Genomic DNA, 21,555 nt, shown 5'->3' with positions numbered 1-21,555 from the left:
TCATGATCCCTTATGGTCGCCAGGACATAACCCAGGCCGACATTGATGCGGTTGTTGCAGTTCTACAGTCAGACTTTCTCACTCAGGGCCCGATGGTGCCTCGATTTGAGCAGGTCGTGGCGCAGCATGTAGGGGCTCGCCATGCCTTGGCGGTAAACAGCGCCACGTCAGCACTGCACATTGCCTGTTTGGCACTGGGGCTTGGCCCCGGCGACCGCTTGTGGACAACGCCGATCACCTTTGTTGCATCGGCTAACTGCGCGCTCTATTGCGGAGCCGAAGTTGACTTTGTGGATATCGACCCGCGCACTTACAACCTTTGTCCTCAGGCGCTAGCGCGTAAATTGGAACAGGCTGAACGTGAGGGGCAACTGCCTAAAGTGGTTGTACCTGTTCACTTGTGTGGGCAGCCGTGCGACATGCAAGCAATCCATGCATTGGCCCAGCGTTATGGCTTTAAGATTATCGAGGATGCTTCACACGCTATTGGTGGGAAATATCAGGGCGAGTTTATCGGTAGCGGCAAGTACAGTGATGTCACTGTCTTCAGTTTCCATCCCGTGAAAATCATTACCACTGCTGAAGGTGGTATGGCCCTGACCAATAATGCCGAGCTTGCAGAGCGTTTGGCCCTTCTGCGCAGTCATGGCATCACTCGTGACCCAGCACAGATGACGCATGCTGCCGATGGCCCGTGGTACTACCAACAAATTGAACTTGGCTTCAACTATCGTATGACCGAGTTGCAGGCCGCACTGGGCATTAGCCAAATGCAACGTCTGGATCAGTATGTGCAACGTCGTCATGAGCTCGCCAAGCGTTATGACGAGTTACTAGCTGAGCTGCCCGTTAGTTGTCCATGGCAGCATCCTGATAGTTATTCGGGCCTTCATCTCTACGTAATTCGTTTGCAGTTGGACAGGATTACCAGCAGTCATCTTCAGGTTTTTCAATCACTCCGTGAGCAGGGGGTTGGTGTCAACCTGCACTACATTCCAGTGCACACTCAGCCCTACTATCAGCGCCTAGGTTTCTCTCAGGGTGATTTTCCTGAATCAGAACACTACTACTCTGAAGCCATCAGCTTGCCTCTTTTTCCTGATCTATCTGATTGCGAGCAAAATTATATAGCTGATGTCCTTAAAAGAAGTATTTCTCATGATTTTCAGTGAGCATATTTATATAAGAGAGCTTGATGTCTCCGATGTTGATCAGCAGTATGTTGATTGGTTGAATGATCCGGAAGTTAACAGGTATATGGAAGTTAGGCATTCAATAAATACTTATGAAAGCTGTTGTAATTTTGTTGAGTTGGTGTCTGGTGATTCTACTGCTTATCTGTTTGGGATCTTTCTGAAGTCTGATGGTCGTCATATCGGAAATATTAAGTTGGGGTTTATTGATTGGCGGTATAAAACGGGTCAGATCAGCTTTTTTATTGGCGATAAATCATTTTGGGGCAAGGGCTTTGCGTCTGAAGCAATTTCTTTAGTAAGCAAGTTTGGTTTTACTGAACTCGGTTTGGAGCGTATTGAAGCTGGTTGTTATGAGAGTAATTTGTCGTCACTTAAGACGTTAATGCGATGTGGCTACTCTGTGGAGGGTTTTTTCCGAAAAAGTTTCATTTTAGACGGGCGGCGCGAGAGTTGTTTCTGGTTGGCAATATTAAAAAGTGAATTCGTATATGGCCCCTAGTAAGGTTGCTCTCGGTACCGTTCAGTTTGGCATGAACTACGGAGTAGCCAATCGGCAAGGGCAAGTGGACCTCGCTCAAGCGCACAGCATTATTGAAACCGCTCGCCATGCTGGCATCGACACCTTAGATACCGCTATTGCATACGGTGAGAGTGAGTCGACCCTAGGCCAGATTGATCTTGACGGCTTCAAGGTAATTACCAAACTGCCGGCCCTCCCGGACGATTGTGCGGATATCGTTGGTTGGGTCGAAGAGCAATTGGTGGGTTCGTTAGGTCGTTTGCGGTGCGGTACGGTGCGGGGCTTGTTGCTGCATCGACCGGAGCAACTGCTTGGTCCAAAAGGTGCTGAGCTCTATCGAGGTTTGGCTGAAATGAAAGCCCAAGGCCTTGTAGAGCAAATCGGTGTCTCGATTTACGAACCGCTGGAGTTAGATACGCTTTGTGCGGCGATGGACTTTGATCTGGTACAGGCACCTTTCAATATTCTGGACGCCCGCCTTACAGACTCTGGCTGGCTTCAGCGGTTATCGGCACGTGGTACCGAGCTTCATGTGCGCTCCGTGTTTATGCAGGGGCTTTTGTTGATGACGGCGACAGAGCGGCCACATAAGTTTTCGCGTTGGAGTGCGCTCTGGCAGGAATGGCACAATTGGTTAGACGCGGGCGGAGTAACGCCTGTTCAGGCGTGCTTGCGTCATGCACTTTCGTTCAATGCAATATCTCGGGTGGTGGTTGGGGTTGATACAGCTGTTCAGCTCCAGGAAATTGCATCAGCGGCGAATGGCCCGATGCCCGCAATCCCCCAAACACTGCGCAGCATTGATCCTGATTTGTTGAACCCCTCGCGCTGGAATCAGTTATGAAAGTCGTTGCTGTTGTGCAGGCCCGTATGGGGTCGACGCGTTTGCCGAACAAGGTGATGAAGCCCATCGGTGGCGTCCCCATGATTGAGCTGCTGTTGGCGCGGCTTGCGCGGGCCACGAAGTTGGATGAAATCGTTCTGGCGACGTCTGAAGACCCACGTAATTCACCCCTGGCGGAGCACGTACGCCGTTTGGGGTACCGCTGCATACAAGGCAGCGAAGACGATGTACTTGCCCGCTTTTTGCTTGCTGGTGAGCAGAGCGCCGCAGATGTCGTTGTGCGCATTACTGGGGATTGCCCCTTGGTTGACCCTGCTCTGGTCGATCAGGCAATCAGCCAGTTTCTAGCATCTGATGTTGACTACCTGAGCAACGTTAAGCCTGCAACGTACCCAGATGGCCTAGACATCGAAGTCTTTCGGTTTTCCGCCCTAGAGCAGGCAGCGCAAGAAACCGAGCTGGCATTTGACCATGAGCATGTCACGCCTTATCTGCGTGAGTCAGGACGCTTCAGCCAAGCCTCACTTGAGCACTCTGAAGATCTGTCAGGGCTGCGCTGGACTGTTGATGAACCGGCTGATTTTGTGGTGATTGAGCGGGTGTTCGCGCACTTCACTCCGGATAAGCACTTCAGCTGGCCGCAGGTGCTTGAGTTGCAGCGCACACAGCCACAAATGTTTGCGGATAACCACCAATTGAAACGAAATGAAGGAGCCGTGATGGGCACCGGTCAGAAATTGTGGAAACGCGCCAAGCAAGTAATTCCTGGCGGCAATATGCTTCTTTCCAAGCGCGCAGAAATGTTTCTGCCGGAGCAGTGGCCGGCTTATTTCAGCAAGGCTAAGGGCTGTAAGGTCTGGGACCTGGACGGCAATGAATATACCGATATGTTCATTATGGGCATCGGCACCAACACTTTGGGTTATGGCGATCCGGAGGTTGATGATGCGGTGCGCGGCACCATCGACAGCGGCAATATGTCGACATTCAACTGCCCGGAAGAAGTCTACCTGGCTGAAAAGCTGGTCGAGCTGCACCCATGGGCTGACATGGTTCGCTTTGCTCGCTCCGGCGGTGAAGCGAATGCCATTGCCATTCGTATTGCCCGCGCCGCCTCTGGCCGCGATAAGGTCGCCATCTGTGGTTACCACGGCTGGCACGACTGGTACTTGTCCGCCAATCTGGGCGACGACAAAAACCTTGCAGGTCACCTGCTGCCAGGGCTAGAGCCCAAAGGTGTTCCTGCGAACCTGCGAGGGACGGTGTTCCCGTTTAACTACAATAATTTTGCCGAGCTTCTGGCCTTGGTCGACGCCCATGATATTGGGGTGATCAAGATGGAAGTGTCGCGTAACCGTGGCCCGGAAGATAACTTCCTGCACAAGGTGCGACAGCTGGCAACCGAGCGCGGCATTGTATTGATCTTTGACGAGTGCACTTCCGGTTTCCGCCAGACCTTCGGCGGCCTACATAAGCTCTATGGTGTCGAGCCAGATATGGCCATGTTTGGTAAGGCGTTGGGTAACGGCTATGCCCTCACCGCGACTATTGGCAAGCGCGAGGTGATGGAAGCTGCGCAAAGTACATTTATCAGCAGTACCTTCTGGACCGAGCGCATTGGGCCGACAGCTGCGCTGAAAACCCTGGAAGTCATGGAACGCGTGAAGTCATGGGAAAGCATCACCCAGACCGGCCTTGATATCACTGCCAAATGGCAGGCATTGGCGCAAAAGCATGAACTCTCCATCACCACCAGCGGCCTTCCGGCATTGACGGGGTTTGCCTTCAATAGCCCTGAAAATCTGGCCTACAAAACACTGATTACCCAAGAAATGCTCGGCAAAGGCTATTTGGCTGGCACCAGTGTGTATGTCTGTACCCAGCATACGCCTGAGGTTGTAGACGGCTACTTTGCTGCTCTTGACCCGATTTTTGCCTTGATCAAAGAGTGTGAAGAGGGCCGTTCAGTGCAGAGCTTGCTGAAAGGGCCGGTGTGTCACGGCGGCTTCAAGCGCCTGAACTGAAATTGATGAAGGTCGCCTTTCGGGCTGATGCCTCGCTGCAAATGGGCAGCGGGCATGTCATGCGTTGCCTAACTCTGGCGAATGCTTTGCGTGAGAAGGGTGCTGAATGCCACTTCCTCTTTCGCGAGCATCCTGGGCATATGCTCGCGCAGATTCGCGCCGCCGGGCACATCATTCATCCGCTGGCACTGACTCCTCGTGTTGAGGCAATGCCTGAGCAGCAGAATATCTTGGCTCATGCAGGCTGGTTGGGCGCGTCACAGTCAGAAGATGCTCAACAAAGCATCGATGTACTACGTGGTATACAGCCTGACTGGCTGGTTGTTGATCACTATGCGTTGGATGTTCGTTGGCACAAGGCACTGCGGCCATTCACTAAGCGCTTGATGGTAATTGATGATCTTGCCGACCGTAGTCACGACTGCGATTTGTTGTTGGATCAAACATTTGGACGCAATGACGCTGAATACCACGCCCTGGTGCCTGAAGGTTGCAACGTACTGTGCGGTTCCCAATTTGCCTTGCTCAGGCCTGAGTTTCCACTACTACGGCTTAGTAGCCTCGCTCGCCGTGCTGATCTAACGGCGGTAAAACAGGTGCTGATTACCATGGGCGGCGTTGATCAGGCCAATGCCACGACTCAAGTATTGAAAGCGCTTGCCGGAATGGAGTATCTGGCGGGGCTGCAAATTACTGTGGTTATGGGCGGTCGGGCACCTTGGCTGCACGCCGTACGTCAGCAGGTACTGCAGTTGCCGTTGAGTGCTGAGGTACTGGTTGATAGTCAGAATATGGCGGAGCTGATGGCGCGAGCGGATTTGGCAATTGGCGCTGCGGGCTCGACAGCCTGGGAGCGCTGCAGTCTAGGGCTTCCTTCAATCATGGTAGTGCTGGCGGAAAACCAACTCACAGTCGCTGCTGGCTTACAAGAAGCGGGGGCGGCGCAGGTCATTGCTTGTGTTGAGGATATTCCAGGCCGCTTACCAGCCTTGCTAGCTCCATTACTCAATGAGCCGCATCGCCTTAACCAAATGTCCGCTGCCGCCGCTCAAGTTACCAATGGTGAGGGTGTGCAGGCGGTTATCCAGGCTTTTGATGTGTGGGGTTAATCTGTGAGTAAAGTGTCGCCACTGCTGCGCCCCTTGCAAGAGGATGATCTGCCCCTCGTATTGGCGTGGCGTAACCATGACGGCGTGCGCAGTTATATGTACAACCAGCATGAGATCAGCCCCGCTGAGCATGCACGCTGGTTTGCCAATGCCTCTCAGGACGCCAAACGTCATCTACTCATCTATCAGCCCGCAGGCAAACCACAAGGGTTTGTCAGCTTTCATCAATTGCGGGATTCAGCTGTTGCGGAGTGGGGGTTTTATCTGGCCCCGGATGCCGAGAAAGGGACGGGTAGCGCACTAGGTCGGGCCGCCCTGGATTACGCCTTTGGCAGCTTGAAGCTGCATAAAGTCTGCGCCGAAGCCTTGAGCTTCAATGAGCGTTCACGCCGCTTTCACGAAAAGCTGGGATTCCAGCAAGAAGGCGTGTTACGTGATCATTATTTCGACGGCAGCCGGTATCATGCCGTTTATTGTTTCGGGCTCCTGGCCAATGAATGGTCCGGGGGCGCTTCGGAGAGTTGAGTATGTCAGTGCATCCCTCTATCAGTATTGCCGGGCGACGTATCGGCTTGAATGAGCCTCCCTATGTGATTGCCGAGCTGTCAGCCAACCACAACGGCAGCCTGGAAACCGCCAAGCGCATCATGGCTGCCGCCAAAGTAGCCGGCGCTGACGCCATTAAATTACAGACCTATCGCCCAGACACCATTACCTTGGATTGCGATTCTAGCGACTTCCAGATCCGTGGCGGGCTGTGGGACGGCAAGACGCTATATAAACTTTACGAAGAAGCGCATATGCCTTGGGAGTGGCATGCCGTGTTGTTTGAGCATGCCCGGCAGCTGGGTATCACTACCTTCAGCTCCCCATTCGACACAACTGCAGTGGACCTGCTCGAAGACCTCAACGCGCCGGCCTACAAGATTGCCTCATTCGAGGCAGTGGATTTACCACTGATTAAGTACGCGGCCGCTACCGGTAAGCCGATGATCATTTCCACTGGCATGGCTGATGCCGAGGAAATCCAGGAGGCCATTGAGGCAGCACGCGCCGGTGGCTGTAAAGAACTGGCCATTCTGCACTGCGTTAGCGGTTATCCGGCCCCTGCTGAAGATTACAACCTGCGCACCCTGCCAGACATGATCGAACGCTTTGGCTTGGTGACGGGGTTGTCCGACCACACGCTGGATAACACCACCGCTATTGCCAGTGTGGTGCTGGGTGCTTCGATCATCGAAAAGCACTTCACTCTGAACCGCAGTGGCGGTGGCCCTGACGACAGTTTCTCCCTGGAACCGGCTGAACTGAGCGCCTTGTGCCGTGATAGCCGTACAGCGTGGCAAACACTGGGGCGTGTGGACTATGGGCGCAAGTCCAGTGAACAAGGTAATGCCCAGTTCCGCCGCTCGCTGTACTTCGTCGCAACAGGCAAAGCGGGTGATGTGATTACGCCCGAGATGGTACGCAGTGTTCGACCCGGTTTTGGGTTACCGCCGAAAATGCTGGATCAGGTTATTGGCAAGCGTTTGAGCTGTGATGTGCATTACGGGATGCCGGTTACCCATGAGGCGTTGCTGTGACCCTGGAGCAGGTGAACTTAGCTCAGAGCACGGCTGATGAGATGTGGTGACAACTGGTAAGCGAGCACGGCTGTATTGAAGAACAACGAACGTTTCTGGTTGGGGGTAGACCCGTGAGCAGGCAGCCTATGCTCCGGTCTTTTACCCCCAGGGTTCAAGCCAAGATCGAAATCAGGGTGAGCATCACGTCGGGTGGGGCCGTGTATGGCGGGACTGCTCTTATGTTTTGTGTAGTGCGTTGAGTTGCACAAACCTTTATTCAGGCCTGAGCCTTAGCGGATGGCAGTAGTCAGAATGGTAAATGCATGAGAACGATGTCCCCTTTGGTGAGTGCATGGGTTGGTCGCGGTAACTTTGGTGACGAACTGCTTTCCTACGGTCTGCGTTTGGAACTGTATCAGGCGTCTGCAGTGGGCTCAGTGAGTTACTACGAGGCAGGAAGCGAACCTGTCTATCGCGGATCTGGCGATGGTCCACTAAGGGTTTGTAATGTAGCCGGGCAGTCACGCTGGGTTAGGTTTTACAAACGCTATACGCAATCCTGTTCTGAATATGACAGCTTGTTTTTTGGCGGCGGCTCCGTACTGCATTCAGGCAATAGCATTGCCTGGAAGCATGAGCTGCTTCATAACTTCCGCCGTGGGCGTTCAAGCAGCTCCTTATTGTCGGCTGCGGTAGGCGTGTCGCTCGGTCCCTTTCCTGATACCCAGGCTGAACGGCAAGCAAAAGCTTTTCTGGCTGAATTGGATGTGGTGCATTGCCGGGACGCAGCTTCTGCTGACTTTGCCCGCCAAGTGGGTGGGCCCGAAGTTATACAGGGCCGGGATTTGGCTTTTTCGGTCCGTGCATTGCGTCCTGAACTGTTCTCGGCTGTAAAGCGGTCTGAGCAGGTTGGGGTCTCCTTTATCCTCAGCCCGAAACTAGGAGAGCAACAACAGCGTGAGCAGTTCGCCAAAATGCTGGCGATGTTGAATTACCTGACTGCTAACGGCCGTCAAGTAATGTTGGCTGCACTTTATTCCGGCGACAAATATGCCGACAACCGTCTGCATAAGCGCTTGCGTGAAGCTGCTATGCAGCCGGAGTTGATCGAGCTGCATGACTACAGGGGTGATGTACGTGCGACTGCTGAAAAAATTGCCTCCTGTAGTTTTTACATATCTATGCGTCTACATGGTGTGATCACGGCCTATTTGTCCGGGACCCCATTTTTTGCACTTAACCGCCACCCCAAGGTTCGCGAGTTTTGTACGGCTGTACTCGGTGAGCAGGTCGATGCTTACCTAGGCGACTTAAGCATCCCTATTCCCGAGTTGCTCGAACGGTTGGACATAGCGCTGCAGCGGTCACAAGTTCAGCCTCGTTATGAGTCACAGAGTGATAGTCGCTATGCCGACTCCAGTATAGCTCTTGCTGTTCGGCTGAGGAGTATGCAATGAACGCGCTGAAATCAGCCAAGCCGACCCTTTATTTACCTATAGAAATTAAAGCCAGAGAATTTAAGTCGAAGGTTTTGATAGCTGTTATTGCCGCAGAGTCTGGATTTCGTGTCTACATGGGAACCAAGCGCTCAATTGATCGCTTAGTTCTTGAGGCAACAGAGGAAAAAGGAGGGATCTATTTCTACAAGGGTGGTAAATCTATAAGCGATTTGGCGAAAATAAAGGAAAAAGTCGATTCGTTTGTTGTTCTGGATGAGGAAATGGGCCCCGCAGTTCATGATCTCGATATGTACTGTAGGCGGCGTATTTATCCTGGTACAGAAAGCTTGATCGATAAGTTGTTTGTTATCGGGCATGAGCACCAAAATAAATTAGAGCAGGCTCGGCCAGGTCTTGCTGGTCGTGTATTTGTCACTGGGTGGCCTCGAGTTGACTTGTGGCGCTCCGAATTCAGAGGCCAGTATTCATGTGACGGCGATGAAATTCGAGCGCGTTACGGAAAATTCATCCTTTTTTCTTCTGATTTTGGTTTTTTGACTGAGGGAAGAGTTTTACAGGAAATTGAGCGTTTTCAGAAAATTTCTACATCAGATATTGATGTTGATAACTATAAGAGGCTGGCTTGGTCAGCATATAATGACTTTAACGATTTTGTTGATTTTGTTAGGCGTATTGACACGGATGAGCGTTTCCCACCTTTAATAATTAGGCCCCATCCTGCTGAGGAAATTTCGGAATGGACTCTAAGACTAAGTGGGCTAAAAAAAGTTAAGATAATTTTTGAGGGTGAGGTCGGTATTTGGCTATACGCTGCCGCAGGTCTTGTTCATCGTGGTTGCACGACAGCTGTTCAAGCCCATGTGGCAGGTATACCTTCTGTTTACCTTGTAGGTGATCATTCGCAGCCTAAATTTGAAACCTTAACGTATAAGGTTTCAAGACCCGCCTCTAGCTATGATGAGCTATTGGCGCTGTGTGTCGAGATGTACAAAGGCGGATTGAGCTCAAAGGAAGTAGACGTTTCTGACCGGATTCTTGTTGATGATGACCTTGCTTGTACCAAAATTGTAAAGCACCTTGAAGAAATTAATGTCCAGCCTATGGGTGCTTTCCGAATTAATCCGTTTTTGCGTTTTTTCCGTTTCGCAGTGTGTTATTTGAATGAATATCGTGAAATGAAAGGCTGGGGTCTGGCAAGAGATAAACTGGCTAAAGCAAGGCGTAAAATGCTTGGTGGTATACACGAGGCTGAAGTTCTTAAAGCTATAAAAAAATTGCGCCCTGATTTTTTGGGTACTGTGATTGAGCGTGATTTTAATCTGGTTGAAATTGATGGCTGTTGGGCCCCTGTCTCTGAAGAGAAAGTAGCAAGATGAGTGCTGAGCGCACTATTACAGTCGTTATCCCCACCGCAGATCGCGGTGCTTTATTGCAGCGTTCGCTTGATTGCGTGCTTGCACAAACAGTCTCGGCTAGCGAAATTATTCTGGTCGACAATGGCCGTGAGGATGCGCATACCGAGGGATTGGCCGAGCGGGTTCGGGTAATCCGCACGGCGCCACGAATTGGGCCCGGGCGGGCACGTAACGTTGGCGCACAGGCTGCTGCCTGTGAGTTGGTAGCTTTTCTTGATGATGACGATTTGTGGCAGCCCGATTACTTGGAGCGGGTGATTGAGCGCTTTCAGGAAACAGCAGCTGATGCCGTGCTTGGTCAGTTGATGCGCCAGCCTGTGGGGCAGGAGGCTCAGCCATATAAAGTGTTGCCGGATGGGGCTGAAGAGCAACGCCGAGTGTTTTATTCCAACCCAGGCTTTGGCGGGCAGAACCTGACCATTCGGCGTGAGGTGTTTCTGGCCTTTGGTGGCTTTGATGAGGCCATGCCTGCATCAGAAGATCGTGATCTGGCTGCGCGCATGTTGTTGGCGGGTAAGCGCTTGGCCTCACAGCCGCGGGCGATTGCTATCCTGTGTGACCATGCGGGTGGGCGGGCACGCCATAGCTTGGCAGTGGGAAATTGGGTTTTTTTCAAGAAGCACTGGCGTAATATGCGCGCCGCTGAGTTGTATCGAGCGCTTAAGGTGTTAGTGAAGCGCCGCCTGCTGGTACTGCTTGGGCGATAGACAACCGAATCAGGACGCGCACGTGGCAGACATTCTCGCAACAGTATTGAGCAAGCTCGGTGGTAGGTTGCAGGCTGCAGGTCAGCGGCGGGCGTTGTCGTCTTTTCCAGGGACGATTCGCGTGGCCGATTGCCTGGTAACGGACCTCAAGCCCTTGGGCGGCTATCACCAGCCAGGCGTAACCAAAGCTGGGCGCTTGTCGTTTGCGGGCATGTGTCAGGGGCGCAAAGTAAAAATTTACAGCGCGTTTTCCAAAGCCCAGATTGACTTACGTTTAGCGGTGCAGGGCCATCCCTTTGCTGGTTGTGAGTTTGCGCCGGTTATCACTGCGGATGAGCACCTGGTTGTCGAGGCTTGGGTGGAAGGTGCTCCGGTTGCTGCATTGCCACATGCTCAGCAGCTTGAGGCGAGCGAAGCGGTCTCTTCATTTATTATCGGTAATCAACACGAGCCGTCGTTGTTGGCGTTGGCCAGTCAATACGCAGGTGCTTTTTGTTACCTGAATGATTACCTGTTGGCACGCCTGGGTGTATGGCGACATTGGGGCGATGTTGGCGCGTTTGTTGAACAGTGGCAAATCGAGTATCAGGCCCTATTGTCTGCTGGAGCCGTCCCACAGTTTTTGAGTCACCCGGATCTATCTGCTGCGAACCTGATTCGTGAGCATGCCACCGGCCATTGGTTGATTATTGACAACGAATTGCTGGGTGTAGGCGCTGGCTGGATTCTGGATGCGCGTAATTCGCTACTTAAGCGTGATTTGCCCTCAAGTAGCACTGCGCTTGATGTGCCGATGAGTTTCGTTGAGAAAACATGGCGCCTGCGGCAGTTGGGCTCTGCCTTGGATGCCAATGATTTCAAGCTGGCAGCCTCGCTGTGCCGTTTGCATTGAGTCGTGTGTTTTTGTACATGGGGTGTGATGGGCCATGAGAACTATAAGAAGCAGGCTCGCTGCCCTGGGGCGGGATCCATTGCGTGAAACGTTATCCGAGGCGTTGCAGATCCAGGTAAGGCCTGAGTCTGTGAGCGGCTATGGCTTGCCGGGTTATGTGCAATATAAGCATGTGCACGCTTCTTGGTTACGCCCGTGGTTAAAGAAGAATCCGCTTTATCCACTGATTAAGGGGCGTGCTCCGCTTGTGTTGCCGGGTGATTGGGATCGCGCCAGCGTCCCTTTTGCCAGTACCCCGGTGTATGTGTTTCTCGCTGAGTTACAGGCCTGTGCTTTCGAGTACAAGAACATAGATTTTTATCGCGTGTTGCTGGCCGATCTACAGGCGGGCAAACAGCGCTCATACAAGTCGCTTTTATTGAACTCCGAGCAAGCTATTGATCAGCTGTTCGCGGGTTACGTTCGTGTGTTTAAAAGTATGGCTGCTGAGGGGTACCAAGCAGACAAGGCCATTGACCCCATTTGCGTGATGGTGGCGCGCGACGGACGATTGATAAAAGAAGAGAAAGGTCGCCATCGCCTGGCTATTGCTCAATTGGTGGGTGTGGAGCGAGTGCCTGTACTGGTTCGGCATATTCATCCGGACTGGCTTGCGGCGATGGGTGGCACGAGTTCCGGCTCAGCAGCGGCCAATATCGTGCGCTCTCTACAGTCGCTGGCGTTTTGACGGTGAGCATGTGAAGACCTTGCTAAAGCGCATGGTGCAGCGGTTGCGTTTATATCGACTGATCACTACCAATACGGCCAAGCAGCTACTGGCCGGCCCTCGGTGTATTGCCAACGTCAGGGTGCCTAATCTGTTGTTGCCTCCGGTGATACATGTTGACCCTAACAAGATTATCTACGCGGCCAGCGTGGCGATTAAGCCAGCGAAGGGTAATGCTTTATTTTTGTCCGGCGACTGGGACCAAGCGCGGCAGCCTTTGTCAGAGGTCGAAACCAGTAACTCCAAATATGTGTCATGTCGGGAGTTGTTGGAGGCACATATCGACCTTGAGGCAACACAGGAGTATGCCCTGATCATGGCGGCTATTCGCAACAGTGGTAGTTACCGCGGCTGTCGGAACGAAGCTGATGCCATGGCGCATGTTCATGCGCGTCAGGCGTTCTATTTTGCAATGCGACAGAACGGTTATAAAAGCCAGGCAGCGCTCGGCGGCAGCCGCTATCAGGGAGAGGTGGAGTGCGCCCTTGACCGCGATGGCAACCTCATCAAGATCAATGCCGGTAACCACCGCTTTGCGGCGGCGCGCTATCTGGGGCTGACTTCAATACCTGTGCATCTCGCCGTTATCCATGCTGAGCACCTGCGGTCTTTATCTGAGAGGGGGCTTCCTGCTGTGCGCCAGCTAATCGCGGATGTTGAGGCACGTTATGCCTAAGTTAGCGATTGGTAGTGGCGCGTGTAGTGAGGATGATTCCGAACATGCTGTCCTGGTCGACCTAAAGCAGTCGGTTTTTGGAGTGTACGTGTGAAGCTGCTTTATCTTGCGCAGTCAGATATTCCATCGCAAGCAGCCAATAGTGTTCATGTGATGAAAATGTGTGAGGCATTTTCGGCTCAAGGATGTGAAGTTGCCCTCTGGCTGCCTGAAAAGAAAATAACCTTATCCGCCGAAGAGATATTTCGTTATTACGGTGTATCACCTCGTTTCGATCTGTGCTGGCTAGCAGGAATGTCCTGGCTGAAGCCTTCATATGCTTTTGCTTGGCAAGTGTGGGTGCAGTTGCGGAAAGTTCGGCAGCTGCCTGATCTAGTATTTTCTCGCTCGCTGCTCGGGGCCGTTAGTGCGCTGCTGGCTGGAGCGAAGGTAGTGCTAGAGGTGCACCAGCCTATGCGTGATTCGGGTGTTCTACAGGGGCTGATGTTCAGGTGGATTGTCCGGCACAAGCGATTTCAGCGCCTTGTCGTCATTACCCAAGCACTCAAGGACTGGCATTTACAGCAGAAGCTGCTTTGTGCCGAGATGATTCATGTCGCCCCCGATGGTGCCGAGCCTCCTGTTACCGATCGGCCACGTGTGGCTAGGGGTCCAACTGCAGCGGATGACTTCAGGGTTGGTTATGTTGGCAGCCTACACCAAGGCAAGGGGATGGAGGTCGTCCTGCCCTTGGCTCAATTATTGGCAGAGGTTGACTTTCATGTGGTTGGTGGCTCTGACGTGCAGTTGCGTGAGTGGCGCAATAAGGCTGAAGGGTTAGGCAATTTAACCTTTCATGGATTTATGCCGCCAGGTGATGTGCAGGGTTTTATGTCCGGCATGGACGTGCTTCTGGCGCCTAATCAGCAGGTAGTTAAGGGCGTTGGTGGTAGTGATATTGGGCGCTGGACATCCCCTCTGAAAATTTTCGAGTATATGGCTGCGCGCAAGCCCATCCTGGCGTCGGATCTGTCGGTATTACGCGAAGTTCTGCAGCATGAGGGCAATTGCTTGTTGTGCTCGGCGGACTCTCCCGAGCAATGGGCGCATGCTGTGGTGCGCCTACGTGATGAGCCTGCGTTGAGTCAGCGTTTAGCTGAGCAGGCCTATGCGGACCTAGTGGGCAAATACACGTGGAGTTGTAGAGCCAGAACCCTATTGACCTGCCTGGCTGATAGACCGCGATGAGAGCGTCGCTGAGAAATCGTTTGAGCTGCTTAGAAGCAGTCACTAATTCGTGGCTATTTCGAGGCGTATATGGCGACCGTCTAACAATGCTTGAGTCGCTTCGCGTGCCAAACGCGAGTTTGTTGCCCTGCATTCATATCGATCCGCTAAAAATTGAGTTCAAATGCAATCTGCGTGGAGCGGTTCAAGTCCAGCGCACCCTTATGCGCGGTGGTGACTGGGATTTGGCGCGCAAAACCTTTCTGGAGGTTGAGGCGACCGACCCGCGCTACATCAGTTGCCGCGAGTTGCTTGAGGGAAACACCCCTATTGAGCAGCTTGAAGAATTTCGTCAATTACTCGCTCGCTTAGAGCAACGTGGCGAAGCGCGGGGTATGAAGACTCACGAAGAGTTACGCCGCTATATGCTGGCTGTGCAGGGGCTTTATCGCCAGATTTCTGATGCCGGAAAGCTGATGACGCAGTCCGAGCTTGGGCGCTGTAAATACGGTGGTGAGATCAACTGTGCGGTTTCGCGGGATGGTGTTCTGATGAAAACTGATGACGGTAATCATAGGTTCGCTATTGCGCGATTACTTGGGCTGCGGAGCGTTCCGGTGCAGATATCAGCTGTTCATGTAGATGTTAAATATGAGCGAGTTAATAATTCTGCAGTTGCGTCGATTAATAAGTTTTTTCTTGATATGCAGTGCGCGTATTCTTAATTTTTCTTGCATGGTGTTATATGGCTGGCGCTGCTAAATACAAGTATCGTGGAGATGTTGATGGCTTAAGGGCTGTGGCTGTAATTGCGGTAATATTAAACCATTTTTATCCAGCGTTAATGCCGTCAGGTTATCTGGGCGTTGACGTGTTTTTTGTGATATCAGGCTATGTGATAACACAGAGCTTGGTTTCTATGAAGAGTCAGGGGTGGTTTGATTACTTAACTACATTTTATGCAAATCGTGTTCGTAGGTTGTTGCCGGCCTTAATTTTTTGCGTTGCACTCACCACTGTATTATTCCTTGTGTTGACGCCTGGGCCGCAACGAGAGATTTTTGTGACGGGAGGTCTTTCTCTGTTTGGACTTTCCAATCTTTATTTGTTGAAAATTGCAAGTAACTATTTTTCTATCGATGCTCATCTAAACCCATTTACTCACACGTGGTCGCTCGGTGTTGAGGAGCAGTTCTACTTCATTTATCCCGCGTTACTGGCGTTGACTGGTCTTGCTTTGGTGAAAGTAGAGCGTGCGTGGGCTCGTACAACGCTGCTTCTTGTCGTGTTGTCTGCTGCTTCTTTGCTTTCTTACTTTTTTCTGGTTAAGAGTCATCCTGTTTTTTCGTTCTATTCAATGCCTACACGATTCTGGGAGTTTTGTTTTGGGGCATTTGCTTTCATTTTTATAAATAAGTACTGGCTGAATGGGAAGTCCATTCGGTGGCGCGGTGGTTTGCTGTGGTTGTCCTTTTTGGGTTTGCTAGGCTTGTTCTTTGTGCCGATTGAGTATCAGGCTTGTTCAACTGTTCTGGCAGTTCTGCTGGTGACTATTTTGATTGTTTTCTCGGTCCCCAGCTTGGGTGTGCACCAACTACTTTGCTCGCCTCCATTCTTGTACATTGGCGCGTTGTCATATTCACTATATCTCTGGCACTGGAGCATTTTGGTGTTGGGGCGTTACACCGTTGGCGATTCCTTGGTTGCTTCCTTTTTCTTGCTTGTCATCGTTTTTGCGTTTTCTCTTTTTTCCTACTATTTCGTTGAGCGCCCAATGCGCTATAAAGGTTACTTAAGCGGTCGCGTTAAGCCATTGTGTTTGGTTATTTTAATAGTGCTGCCTCTGTCTTATTTGATTGTGCGTGAGGTGCCTAAGGCTCGGGTTGAAAATTTGAGCGTGGCATCCTTGATGGGTATCGAAGCGGCAGCTTCCTGGGCAGGTACAATCAAATGTCATGGTGATAATCAGGCTGAAAACGATGAGGTTTTTCTAAGTGATTGCCTGCACCCAGTGCGCACAGTTGAGCGGCCTCATACAGTATTTCTGTTGGGTGACTCTCATGCAGCGCAGTTTACTTTTATGCTGGAAAAAGCGCTTCAGGGAATGCCTTATTCATTAAGGTTTGCGCACAATGCAAGTGACTATGACTTTCCGCGAAGCTTTCTATCAGGCAAGGCCGTGGCGCCGACGCTAGACTATGTGGTGGAGACCGCGCGTAAGGGGGATGTGGTGGCTGTTGCGATGCATCGAGGTCGGCTTAATCCGAATCGGGATGGCCATGTCGATATGAGTCATCCAGTTGAGCTAGATAAGCGTGCTGTTTTTTTTGAAGAAAATCTTTCGGTGTATATTGAAAAATTAGCGGCTAGTGGAGTTAAGGTTGTACTGATAAAAGATACACCACTTATGTCTGTCGTTGCCGCCAGTGAGGCTTGTAAACTGCAGCTTCAAATTTTTGGACGTAGCGTCTGTCGGGTGTCCAAGGCTCAAGATTTACATACAAGAAAGCGGCTTGACCTGGTTTATCAAGGGTTACTCGAAAAAAATAAAGCTGTATTTACATGGGATCCATTTGATTTTATGTATTCTGCCGACGGCTATGCCGATGTAGTAGATGACGTGAATGAATATGTGATGATGGATTCACATCATATTACGCAGTATCAATCCGAAAAAATGGCACAAGAATTTGCTCTATTTTTTAAAGGGGTTGTGCGTTAATCCACGGTTTATGATTGCCTGCTTGTAAATAAATATGTGGCTGTTGCGGTTCCATTAGCTTTAGCCGACGGAGATACGTTTTGAACGTTCTGTATGTGGTTTCTACCTTAAAGCGCTGTGGTCCGACTAATCAGCTCTTTGGTTTGGTAAAGAACCTTGATCGCTCACGTTTTACGCCATTCGTCCTGACGCTTTCTCCGGAAACCGGCGAGTCGCGCTGGGATGATTTTGTGGCACTGGGGATCAACGTTCAGTCGCTTGGTTTAGGCCGCTTGAGCGGTTTATTAAAAGGGCGCAAGGCGTTGAGCGCTCGGTTGTCTGCTATTAAACCGGTTTTAGTGCATAGCCAGGGTATTCGTGCGGACAGTTTATGCGTGCAAGTGCTGCCTCGCTCGGTGGTTCAGGTCGCGACCTTACGCAACTATCCCTTTAAAGATTATGTGATGTCTTTTGGGCGCGTGCAGGGCGAGTTAATGGCGCGCTGGCATCTATTTAACTTACGCAAAGTCAATGCGGTCGCCTTGGTTTCCAACGCTATCCATGGAATGCTCCAAGGGCGTTTACTGCAGGCGCGTGTTGTACAGAATGGCGTAGATGTTGATCGTTACCATCTTGCGGATAGTGCCAAGCGTGCCCTTTTACGCGAGCGTCTGGAGCTGCCACCGGAAGCGCGGATATTTATTTCCACAGGGCATCTTGATCCTCGGAAAGATCCGATCACTGCGATTAATGGTTTCTTGGAGGGCGCGCGCAAGGAAGATCAGTTTCTGGTGTTGGGGGATGGCGTTTTGCGTGAAGAGCTTAAAGGCCGATACAGCTCCTCTCGCCAGATAAGGTTTCTGGGGCGAGTTGCTAATGTGCAGGAGTATCTGCAGGCAAGCGATTACTTCATTTCTGCTTCATTAGCCGAAGGATTACCGAATGCTGTGCTTGAAGCACTTGCTTGTGGTTTACCTTGTTTGTTGAGTGACATCGCAGAGCACTCCGAAATCTTGCTGGGTTCCAATTTGCGCTCTCTATTGTTTTCGACGGGGAACAATGAGGCTTTGGCGGAGTGCCTGAGAGGGCTGGACGATAGCAATTATGCGCAGGCCAGAGCTGAGGCCGTAGCCATAATCTCTTCTGGCTTCAGTGCTGCACATATGTCAGCTCACTATCAGGCGTTATACAAAGAGTTGTTATCGTGAGTGTCGCCTTCTCTGTTTTGATGTCTGTTTATGCGCGCGAGAAACCTGCTTTTCTTGAAGCGTCTTTGCAGAGCCTTGTTGACCAGACAGAGCCTGCCGAGCAAGTCGTCTTGGTAAAGGATGGGCCACTGACTCCAGAGTTGGAGGCAGTTATTGATTCATTCATGGACCGCATGCCTTTGGTCCTATGTGCTCTTCCGGCCAACCATGGATTGGCAGTTGCCCTCAATGAAGGTCTTAAGTATTGCTGCCATGATTGGGTTGCACGGATGGACAGTGATGATGTTGCGCTGCCTGAGCGTTTTGCTGCTCAGTCCATATTTCTCGCCAAACATCCTGATGTAGATGTGTTGGGCGCTTGTATCGAGGAGCGAGATAGCAGCATGTCGCAGGTTTTGGCGCGACGCGACGTGCCGTGCGCTCATGACGATATCAGGCGCTTTGCCACTCGGCGCAGCCCCATAAGCCACCCGGTTGTCGTGTTCCGCAAAGCTGCGGTGCTGGCTGTGGGTGGCTATCCGCTGTTTCAGCGTGCACAGGATTACGCACTGTGGTCGCTGATGCTTGTGCGTGGCTATCGCTTTGCCAATCAGGCGGAGTGTCTGCTGTGGATGAGAACGGGAGAAGGGTTGATGGCTCGTCGCGGCTATCAATATTTTCTTAATGAGTTGAGGCTACTGCGTTTCCAGCGCGAGATTGGTCTGCTGGGGTGGCTCGACTATATGCTGAATGTCACTGCGCGGTTTATCTTGCGGGTCGCGCCTAGTCGCTTGAAACAGCTCATCTATGATGTTGCAAGGTAATAGCGGGTAAGCTTTGTTGCCGTCTGAAAGTAGTGCTGTGGTATCGTTGCCGCATTTTTCAGGTGGGGCGAGTCTTTTATGAATATCACTGTCTTCGGCACGGGTTACGTTGGCCTCGTTACAGGCGCATGCCTAGCTGATGTAGGCCATCAGGTTATGTGCGTGGATGTTGATCAGGCCAAAATCGAGGGGCTCAAGCAAGGTGTTTTACCTATTTACGAGCCCGGCTTGGACTCAATGGTTACCCGCAATCATGCTGAAGGCCGACTGCATTTCACCACCGACGCCGCGCAGGGTGTGGCATTTGGTGAGGTACAGTTCATCGCTGTAGGCACCCCGCCAGATGAAGATGGTTCTGCCGATCTAAAGTATGTTCTTGCTGTGGCGACTACAATAGCTACTCACATGACTGGCTATAAGGTCATTGTGGATAAGTCCACCGTCCCGGTCGGGACGGCGGACAAGGTCAAAAATACGGTTAGTGCAGTGCTACAGCAGCGCGATATAAGCCTGCCGTTTGATGTGTGCTCGAACCCGGAGTTCCTTAAAGAGGGCGCGGCGATCGAGGACTTTACCAAGGGCGCGCGAATTGTCATCGGCACAGATTCTGAATCTGTGCGCGTGCGTATGCGTGAGTGCTACGCCCCCTACAGCCGCAATCATGACAAATTGATTTTCATGGATGTGCGCTCTGCGGAACTGACCAAGTACGCAGCTAACGCGATGCTGGCAACCAAGATCAGCTTTATGAACGAAATGGCGCAACTGGCCGAGCGTTTAGGCGCTGATATTGAGCAGGTGCGCCTAGGTATTGGTTCTGACCCGCGTATTGGTTTCCATTTTATATATCCAGGTTGTGGCTATGGCGGTTCCTGTTTCCCTAAGGATGTACAGGCCCTCGCGCGTACGGCGCAGCAAATTGGCTATGAAGCTCAATTGCTAAATGCCGTTGAGGCTGTGAATGATCGGCAGAAAACAGTGTTGTTTACCAAGTTGAGTGCTGCGTTTGATGGGCAGCTTAAAGGTAAAACCATTGCGCTCTGGGGACTGGCATTTAAGCCCAATACGGATGATATGAGGGAAGCGCCTAGCCGAGAGCTAATGGAGTCACTTTGGGCCGCTGGAGCCAGGGTCCAGGCTTTTGACCCTGAGGCGATGAAAGAAACCGCGCGTATCTATGGTCAGCGGGCTGATCTGAGTTTGGTTGGCAGCCGTGAGGAAGCCCTCGCAGGCGCTGACGCGTTGGTGATTTGTACAGAATGGAAGCAGTTCCGAACGGTTGACTTCGCTTGGCTCAAAGGCCAACTCGTGAGCCCGGTACTTGTAGATGGGCGTAATCTTTTTGATCCACAGGCTGTTAAAGCGGCCGGGTTGATGTACTACGCCATTGGCCGTGCTGACTCGCTGAACCCCGCCCTCTAGTTACAGGTTGATTGATATGAAAGTCCTAGTAACGGGAGCCGCCGGTTTTATCGGTTTCCATGTGTGTCGTTATTTGTTGGACCGCGGTGATGAGGTTGTCGGGATTGATAACCTGAATGATTATTATGAGGTCGAGCTTAAGCATGCTCGGCTGAATGAACTGCAGCCCTATGCCAGCTTTCGTTTTATGCGCATGGACATTGCCGATCGTACTGCGATGGCGGCGCTGTTTGAGGCCGAAGGCTTCAACCGGGTTGTCCACCTAGCGGCGCAGGCAGGCGTGAGATATTCCTTAGAAAACCCACATGCCTATGCCGAAAGCAACCTATTGGGTTTTTTGAATATTCTTGAAGGTTGTCGGAGAGAATCGATAGAGCATTTGGTCTATGCGTCCTCCAGCTCGGTGTATGGTGCCAATGAAACCATGCCTTTTAGCGTGCATGACAACGTTGATCACCCCGTTTCTCTATATGCCGCAACCAAGAAAGCCAACGAATTAATGGCGCACTCGTATAGCCATTTGTATGGTCTGCCGACGACCGGGTTACGGTTTTTTACTGTCTACGGTCCTTGGGGACGGCCAGATATGTCGCCCTTCTTATTTACCCGGGCAATTCTCGAAGGCAAACCGTTGAAGGTATTCAACTACGGTAAGCACCGGCGCGACTTTACTTATATCGATGATATCGTCGAGGGGGTAGTCCATTGCCTCGACCGAGTTGCTGAAGGCAACTCCGAGTGGTCTGGGCAGCAACCAGACCCATCAAGTAGTAAGTCCCCTTGGCGTGTTTATAACATCGGTAACAGTGAGCCGGTGGAGTTGCTTACCTACATCGAGCTGATCGAGAAAGCACTAGGTAAGAGTACCGTTAAGGAGCTACTTCCCTTGCAGCCAGGTGATGTCGAGCATACTTATGCAGATGTTGCGGATTTGGTCAGGGATACGGGCTATAAACCTAAAGTTTCAGTGGGCGAGGGGATTAAGCGGTTTGTTACTTGGTACCGCGCGTTCTATAACGTTTGATTCGATTATGCAAAGCG

At 51.7% G+C, this 21,555-nt stretch carries 20 protein-coding genes; all 20 read left to right on the top strand.

Going from position 1 to position 21,555, the window contains the following annotated elements; genetic code table 11:
- The first annotated feature begins 2 nt into the window (after positions 1–2).
- The 20 genes from pseC (at position 3) to AACX99_RS04515 (ending at position 21,538) form a co-directional block, all read left to right on the top strand.
- Positions 3–1,172, top strand: coding sequence for a UDP-4-amino-4,6-dideoxy-N-acetyl-beta-L-altrosamine transaminase (gene pseC / locus AACX99_RS04610; protein ID WP_339409881.1), 1,170 nt, complete (start codon positions 3–5; stop codon positions 1,170–1,172).
- A complete protein-coding gene (locus tag AACX99_RS04605) occupies positions 1,159–1,695 on the top strand; it encodes a GNAT family N-acetyltransferase (protein WP_339409879.1) in 537 nt (178 codons plus the stop codon). The genes pseC and AACX99_RS04605 overlap by 14 nt, the downstream gene beginning before the upstream one ends.
- Positions 1,685–2,560: an aldo/keto reductase gene (locus AACX99_RS04600; RefSeq protein WP_339409877.1), complete on the top strand. Its 876-nt coding sequence runs from the start codon at positions 1,685–1,687 to the stop codon at positions 2,558–2,560. Before AACX99_RS04605 ends, AACX99_RS04600 begins: the two co-directional genes overlap by 11 nt.
- Positions 2,557–4,584 carry an aminotransferase class III-fold pyridoxal phosphate-dependent enzyme gene (locus AACX99_RS04595; protein WP_339409876.1) on the top strand — a complete coding sequence of 676 codons (2,028 nt, stop codon included), beginning with the start codon at positions 2,557–2,559 and terminating at the stop codon, positions 4,582–4,584. The genes AACX99_RS04600 and AACX99_RS04595 overlap by 4 nt, the downstream gene beginning before the upstream one ends.
- 5 nt (positions 4,585–4,589) lie before the next feature.
- Positions 4,590–5,693 carry a UDP-2,4-diacetamido-2,4,6-trideoxy-beta-L-altropyranose hydrolase gene (gene pseG, locus AACX99_RS04590; protein WP_339409875.1) on the top strand — a complete coding sequence of 368 codons (1,104 nt, stop codon included), beginning with the start codon at positions 4,590–4,592 and terminating at the stop codon, positions 5,691–5,693.
- 3 nt (positions 5,694–5,696) lie between these two features.
- A complete protein-coding gene (gene pseH, locus AACX99_RS04585) occupies positions 5,697–6,218 on the top strand; it encodes a UDP-4-amino-4,6-dideoxy-N-acetyl-beta-L-altrosamine N-acetyltransferase (RefSeq protein ID WP_339409874.1) in 522 nt (173 codons plus the stop codon).
- A 2-nt stretch (positions 6,219–6,220) separates the two neighbouring features.
- Positions 6,221–7,276, top strand: coding sequence for a pseudaminic acid synthase (pseI, locus tag AACX99_RS04580; protein WP_339409872.1), 1,056 nt, complete (start codon positions 6,221–6,223; stop codon positions 7,274–7,276).
- 305 nt (positions 7,277–7,581) lie between these two features.
- Positions 7,582–8,715, top strand: coding sequence for a polysaccharide pyruvyl transferase family protein (locus tag AACX99_RS04575; protein WP_339409871.1), 1,134 nt, complete (start codon positions 7,582–7,584; stop codon positions 8,713–8,715).
- Positions 8,712–10,094: a surface carbohydrate biosynthesis protein gene (locus AACX99_RS04570; protein ID WP_339409869.1), complete on the top strand. Its 1,383-nt coding sequence runs from the start codon at positions 8,712–8,714 to the stop codon at positions 10,092–10,094. The genes AACX99_RS04575 and AACX99_RS04570 overlap by 4 nt, the downstream gene beginning before the upstream one ends.
- Complete coding sequence (locus AACX99_RS04565; RefSeq protein WP_339409868.1) at positions 10,091–10,840, top strand: glycosyltransferase family 2 protein; 750 nt, start codon at positions 10,091–10,093, stop codon at positions 10,838–10,840. Before AACX99_RS04570 ends, AACX99_RS04565 begins: the two co-directional genes overlap by 4 nt.
- 22 nt (positions 10,841–10,862) lie before the next feature.
- Positions 10,863–11,732: a hypothetical protein gene (locus tag AACX99_RS04560; protein ID WP_339409866.1), complete on the top strand. Its 870-nt coding sequence runs from the start codon at positions 10,863–10,865 to the stop codon at positions 11,730–11,732.
- Between the two features lie 79 nt (positions 11,733–11,811).
- Entirely contained in the window at positions 11,812–12,459 is a 648-nt protein-coding gene (locus AACX99_RS04555; protein ID WP_339409864.1) for a hypothetical protein, read from the top strand.
- A 10-nt stretch (positions 12,460–12,469) separates the two neighbouring features.
- Positions 12,470–13,174: a hypothetical protein gene (locus tag AACX99_RS04550; RefSeq protein ID WP_339409863.1), complete on the top strand. Its 705-nt coding sequence runs from the start codon at positions 12,470–12,472 to the stop codon at positions 13,172–13,174.
- 90 nt (positions 13,175–13,264) lie between these two features.
- Positions 13,265–14,401 (top strand): glycosyltransferase family 4 protein, encoded by a 1,137-nt coding sequence (locus tag AACX99_RS04545; protein ID WP_339409862.1) that lies wholly within the window; start codon positions 13,265–13,267, stop codon positions 14,399–14,401.
- Between the two features lie 86 nt (positions 14,402–14,487).
- Positions 14,488–15,105 carry a hypothetical protein gene (locus AACX99_RS04540; RefSeq protein WP_339409861.1) on the top strand — a complete coding sequence of 206 codons (618 nt, stop codon included), beginning with the start codon at positions 14,488–14,490 and terminating at the stop codon, positions 15,103–15,105.
- 20 nt (positions 15,106–15,125) lie between these two features.
- Entirely contained in the window at positions 15,126–17,102 is a 1,977-nt protein-coding gene (locus tag AACX99_RS04535) for an acyltransferase family protein (RefSeq protein ID WP_339409858.1), read from the top strand.
- Positions 17,103–17,182: 80 nt separating this feature from the next.
- Positions 17,183–18,289: a glycosyltransferase family 4 protein gene (locus AACX99_RS04530; protein ID WP_339409856.1), complete on the top strand. Its 1,107-nt coding sequence runs from the start codon at positions 17,183–17,185 to the stop codon at positions 18,287–18,289.
- Complete coding sequence (locus AACX99_RS04525; RefSeq protein WP_339409853.1) at positions 18,286–19,092, top strand: glycosyltransferase; 807 nt, start codon at positions 18,286–18,288, stop codon at positions 19,090–19,092. The genes AACX99_RS04530 and AACX99_RS04525 overlap by 4 nt, the downstream gene beginning before the upstream one ends.
- Positions 19,093–19,170: 78 nt before the next feature.
- Positions 19,171–20,514, top strand: coding sequence for a UDP-glucose dehydrogenase family protein (locus AACX99_RS04520; RefSeq protein ID WP_339409852.1), 1,344 nt, complete (start codon positions 19,171–19,173; stop codon positions 20,512–20,514).
- Positions 20,515–20,530: 16 nt separating this feature from the next.
- Positions 20,531–21,538, top strand: a complete 1,008-nt coding sequence (locus AACX99_RS04515; RefSeq protein WP_339409850.1) for an NAD-dependent epimerase — start codon at positions 20,531–20,533, stop codon at positions 21,536–21,538.
- The last annotated feature ends 17 nt before the right edge of the window (positions 21,539–21,555 follow it).

This window comes from Pseudomonas sp. EA_35y_Pfl2_R5, from assembly GCF_963970805.1.
GTDB lineage: Bacteria > Pseudomonadota > Gammaproteobacteria > Pseudomonadales > Pseudomonadaceae > Aquipseudomonas.
This window is presented reverse-complemented; position numbering and strand designations above follow the sequence as displayed.

Coding starts and splice junctions, on each gene's coding strand:
- pseC (WP_339409881.1), top strand. CDS start 3: ATGATCCCTTATGGTCGCCAGGACATAACCCAGGCCGACATTGATGCG.
- AACX99_RS04605 (WP_339409879.1), top strand. CDS start 1,159: ATGATTTTCAGTGAGCATATTTATATAAGAGAGCTTGATGTCTCCGAT.
- AACX99_RS04600 (WP_339409877.1), top strand. CDS start 1,685: ATGGCCCCTAGTAAGGTTGCTCTCGGTACCGTTCAGTTTGGCATGAAC.
- AACX99_RS04595 (WP_339409876.1), top strand. CDS start 2,557: ATGAAAGTCGTTGCTGTTGTGCAGGCCCGTATGGGGTCGACGCGTTTG.
- pseG (WP_339409875.1), top strand. CDS start 4,590: ATGAAGGTCGCCTTTCGGGCTGATGCCTCGCTGCAAATGGGCAGCGGG.
- pseI (WP_339409872.1), top strand. CDS start 6,221: ATGTCAGTGCATCCCTCTATCAGTATTGCCGGGCGACGTATCGGCTTG.
- AACX99_RS04575 (WP_339409871.1), top strand. CDS start 7,582: ATGAGAACGATGTCCCCTTTGGTGAGTGCATGGGTTGGTCGCGGTAAC.
- AACX99_RS04570 (WP_339409869.1), top strand. CDS start 8,712: ATGAACGCGCTGAAATCAGCCAAGCCGACCCTTTATTTACCTATAGAA.
- AACX99_RS04565 (WP_339409868.1), top strand. CDS start 10,091: ATGAGTGCTGAGCGCACTATTACAGTCGTTATCCCCACCGCAGATCGC.
- AACX99_RS04540 (WP_339409861.1), top strand. CDS start 14,488: ATGCTTGAGTCGCTTCGCGTGCCAAACGCGAGTTTGTTGCCCTGCATT.
- AACX99_RS04535 (WP_339409858.1), top strand. CDS start 15,126: ATGGCTGGCGCTGCTAAATACAAGTATCGTGGAGATGTTGATGGCTTA.
- AACX99_RS04520 (WP_339409852.1), top strand. CDS start 19,171: ATGAATATCACTGTCTTCGGCACGGGTTACGTTGGCCTCGTTACAGGC.
- AACX99_RS04515 (WP_339409850.1), top strand. CDS start 20,531: ATGAAAGTCCTAGTAACGGGAGCCGCCGGTTTTATCGGTTTCCATGTG.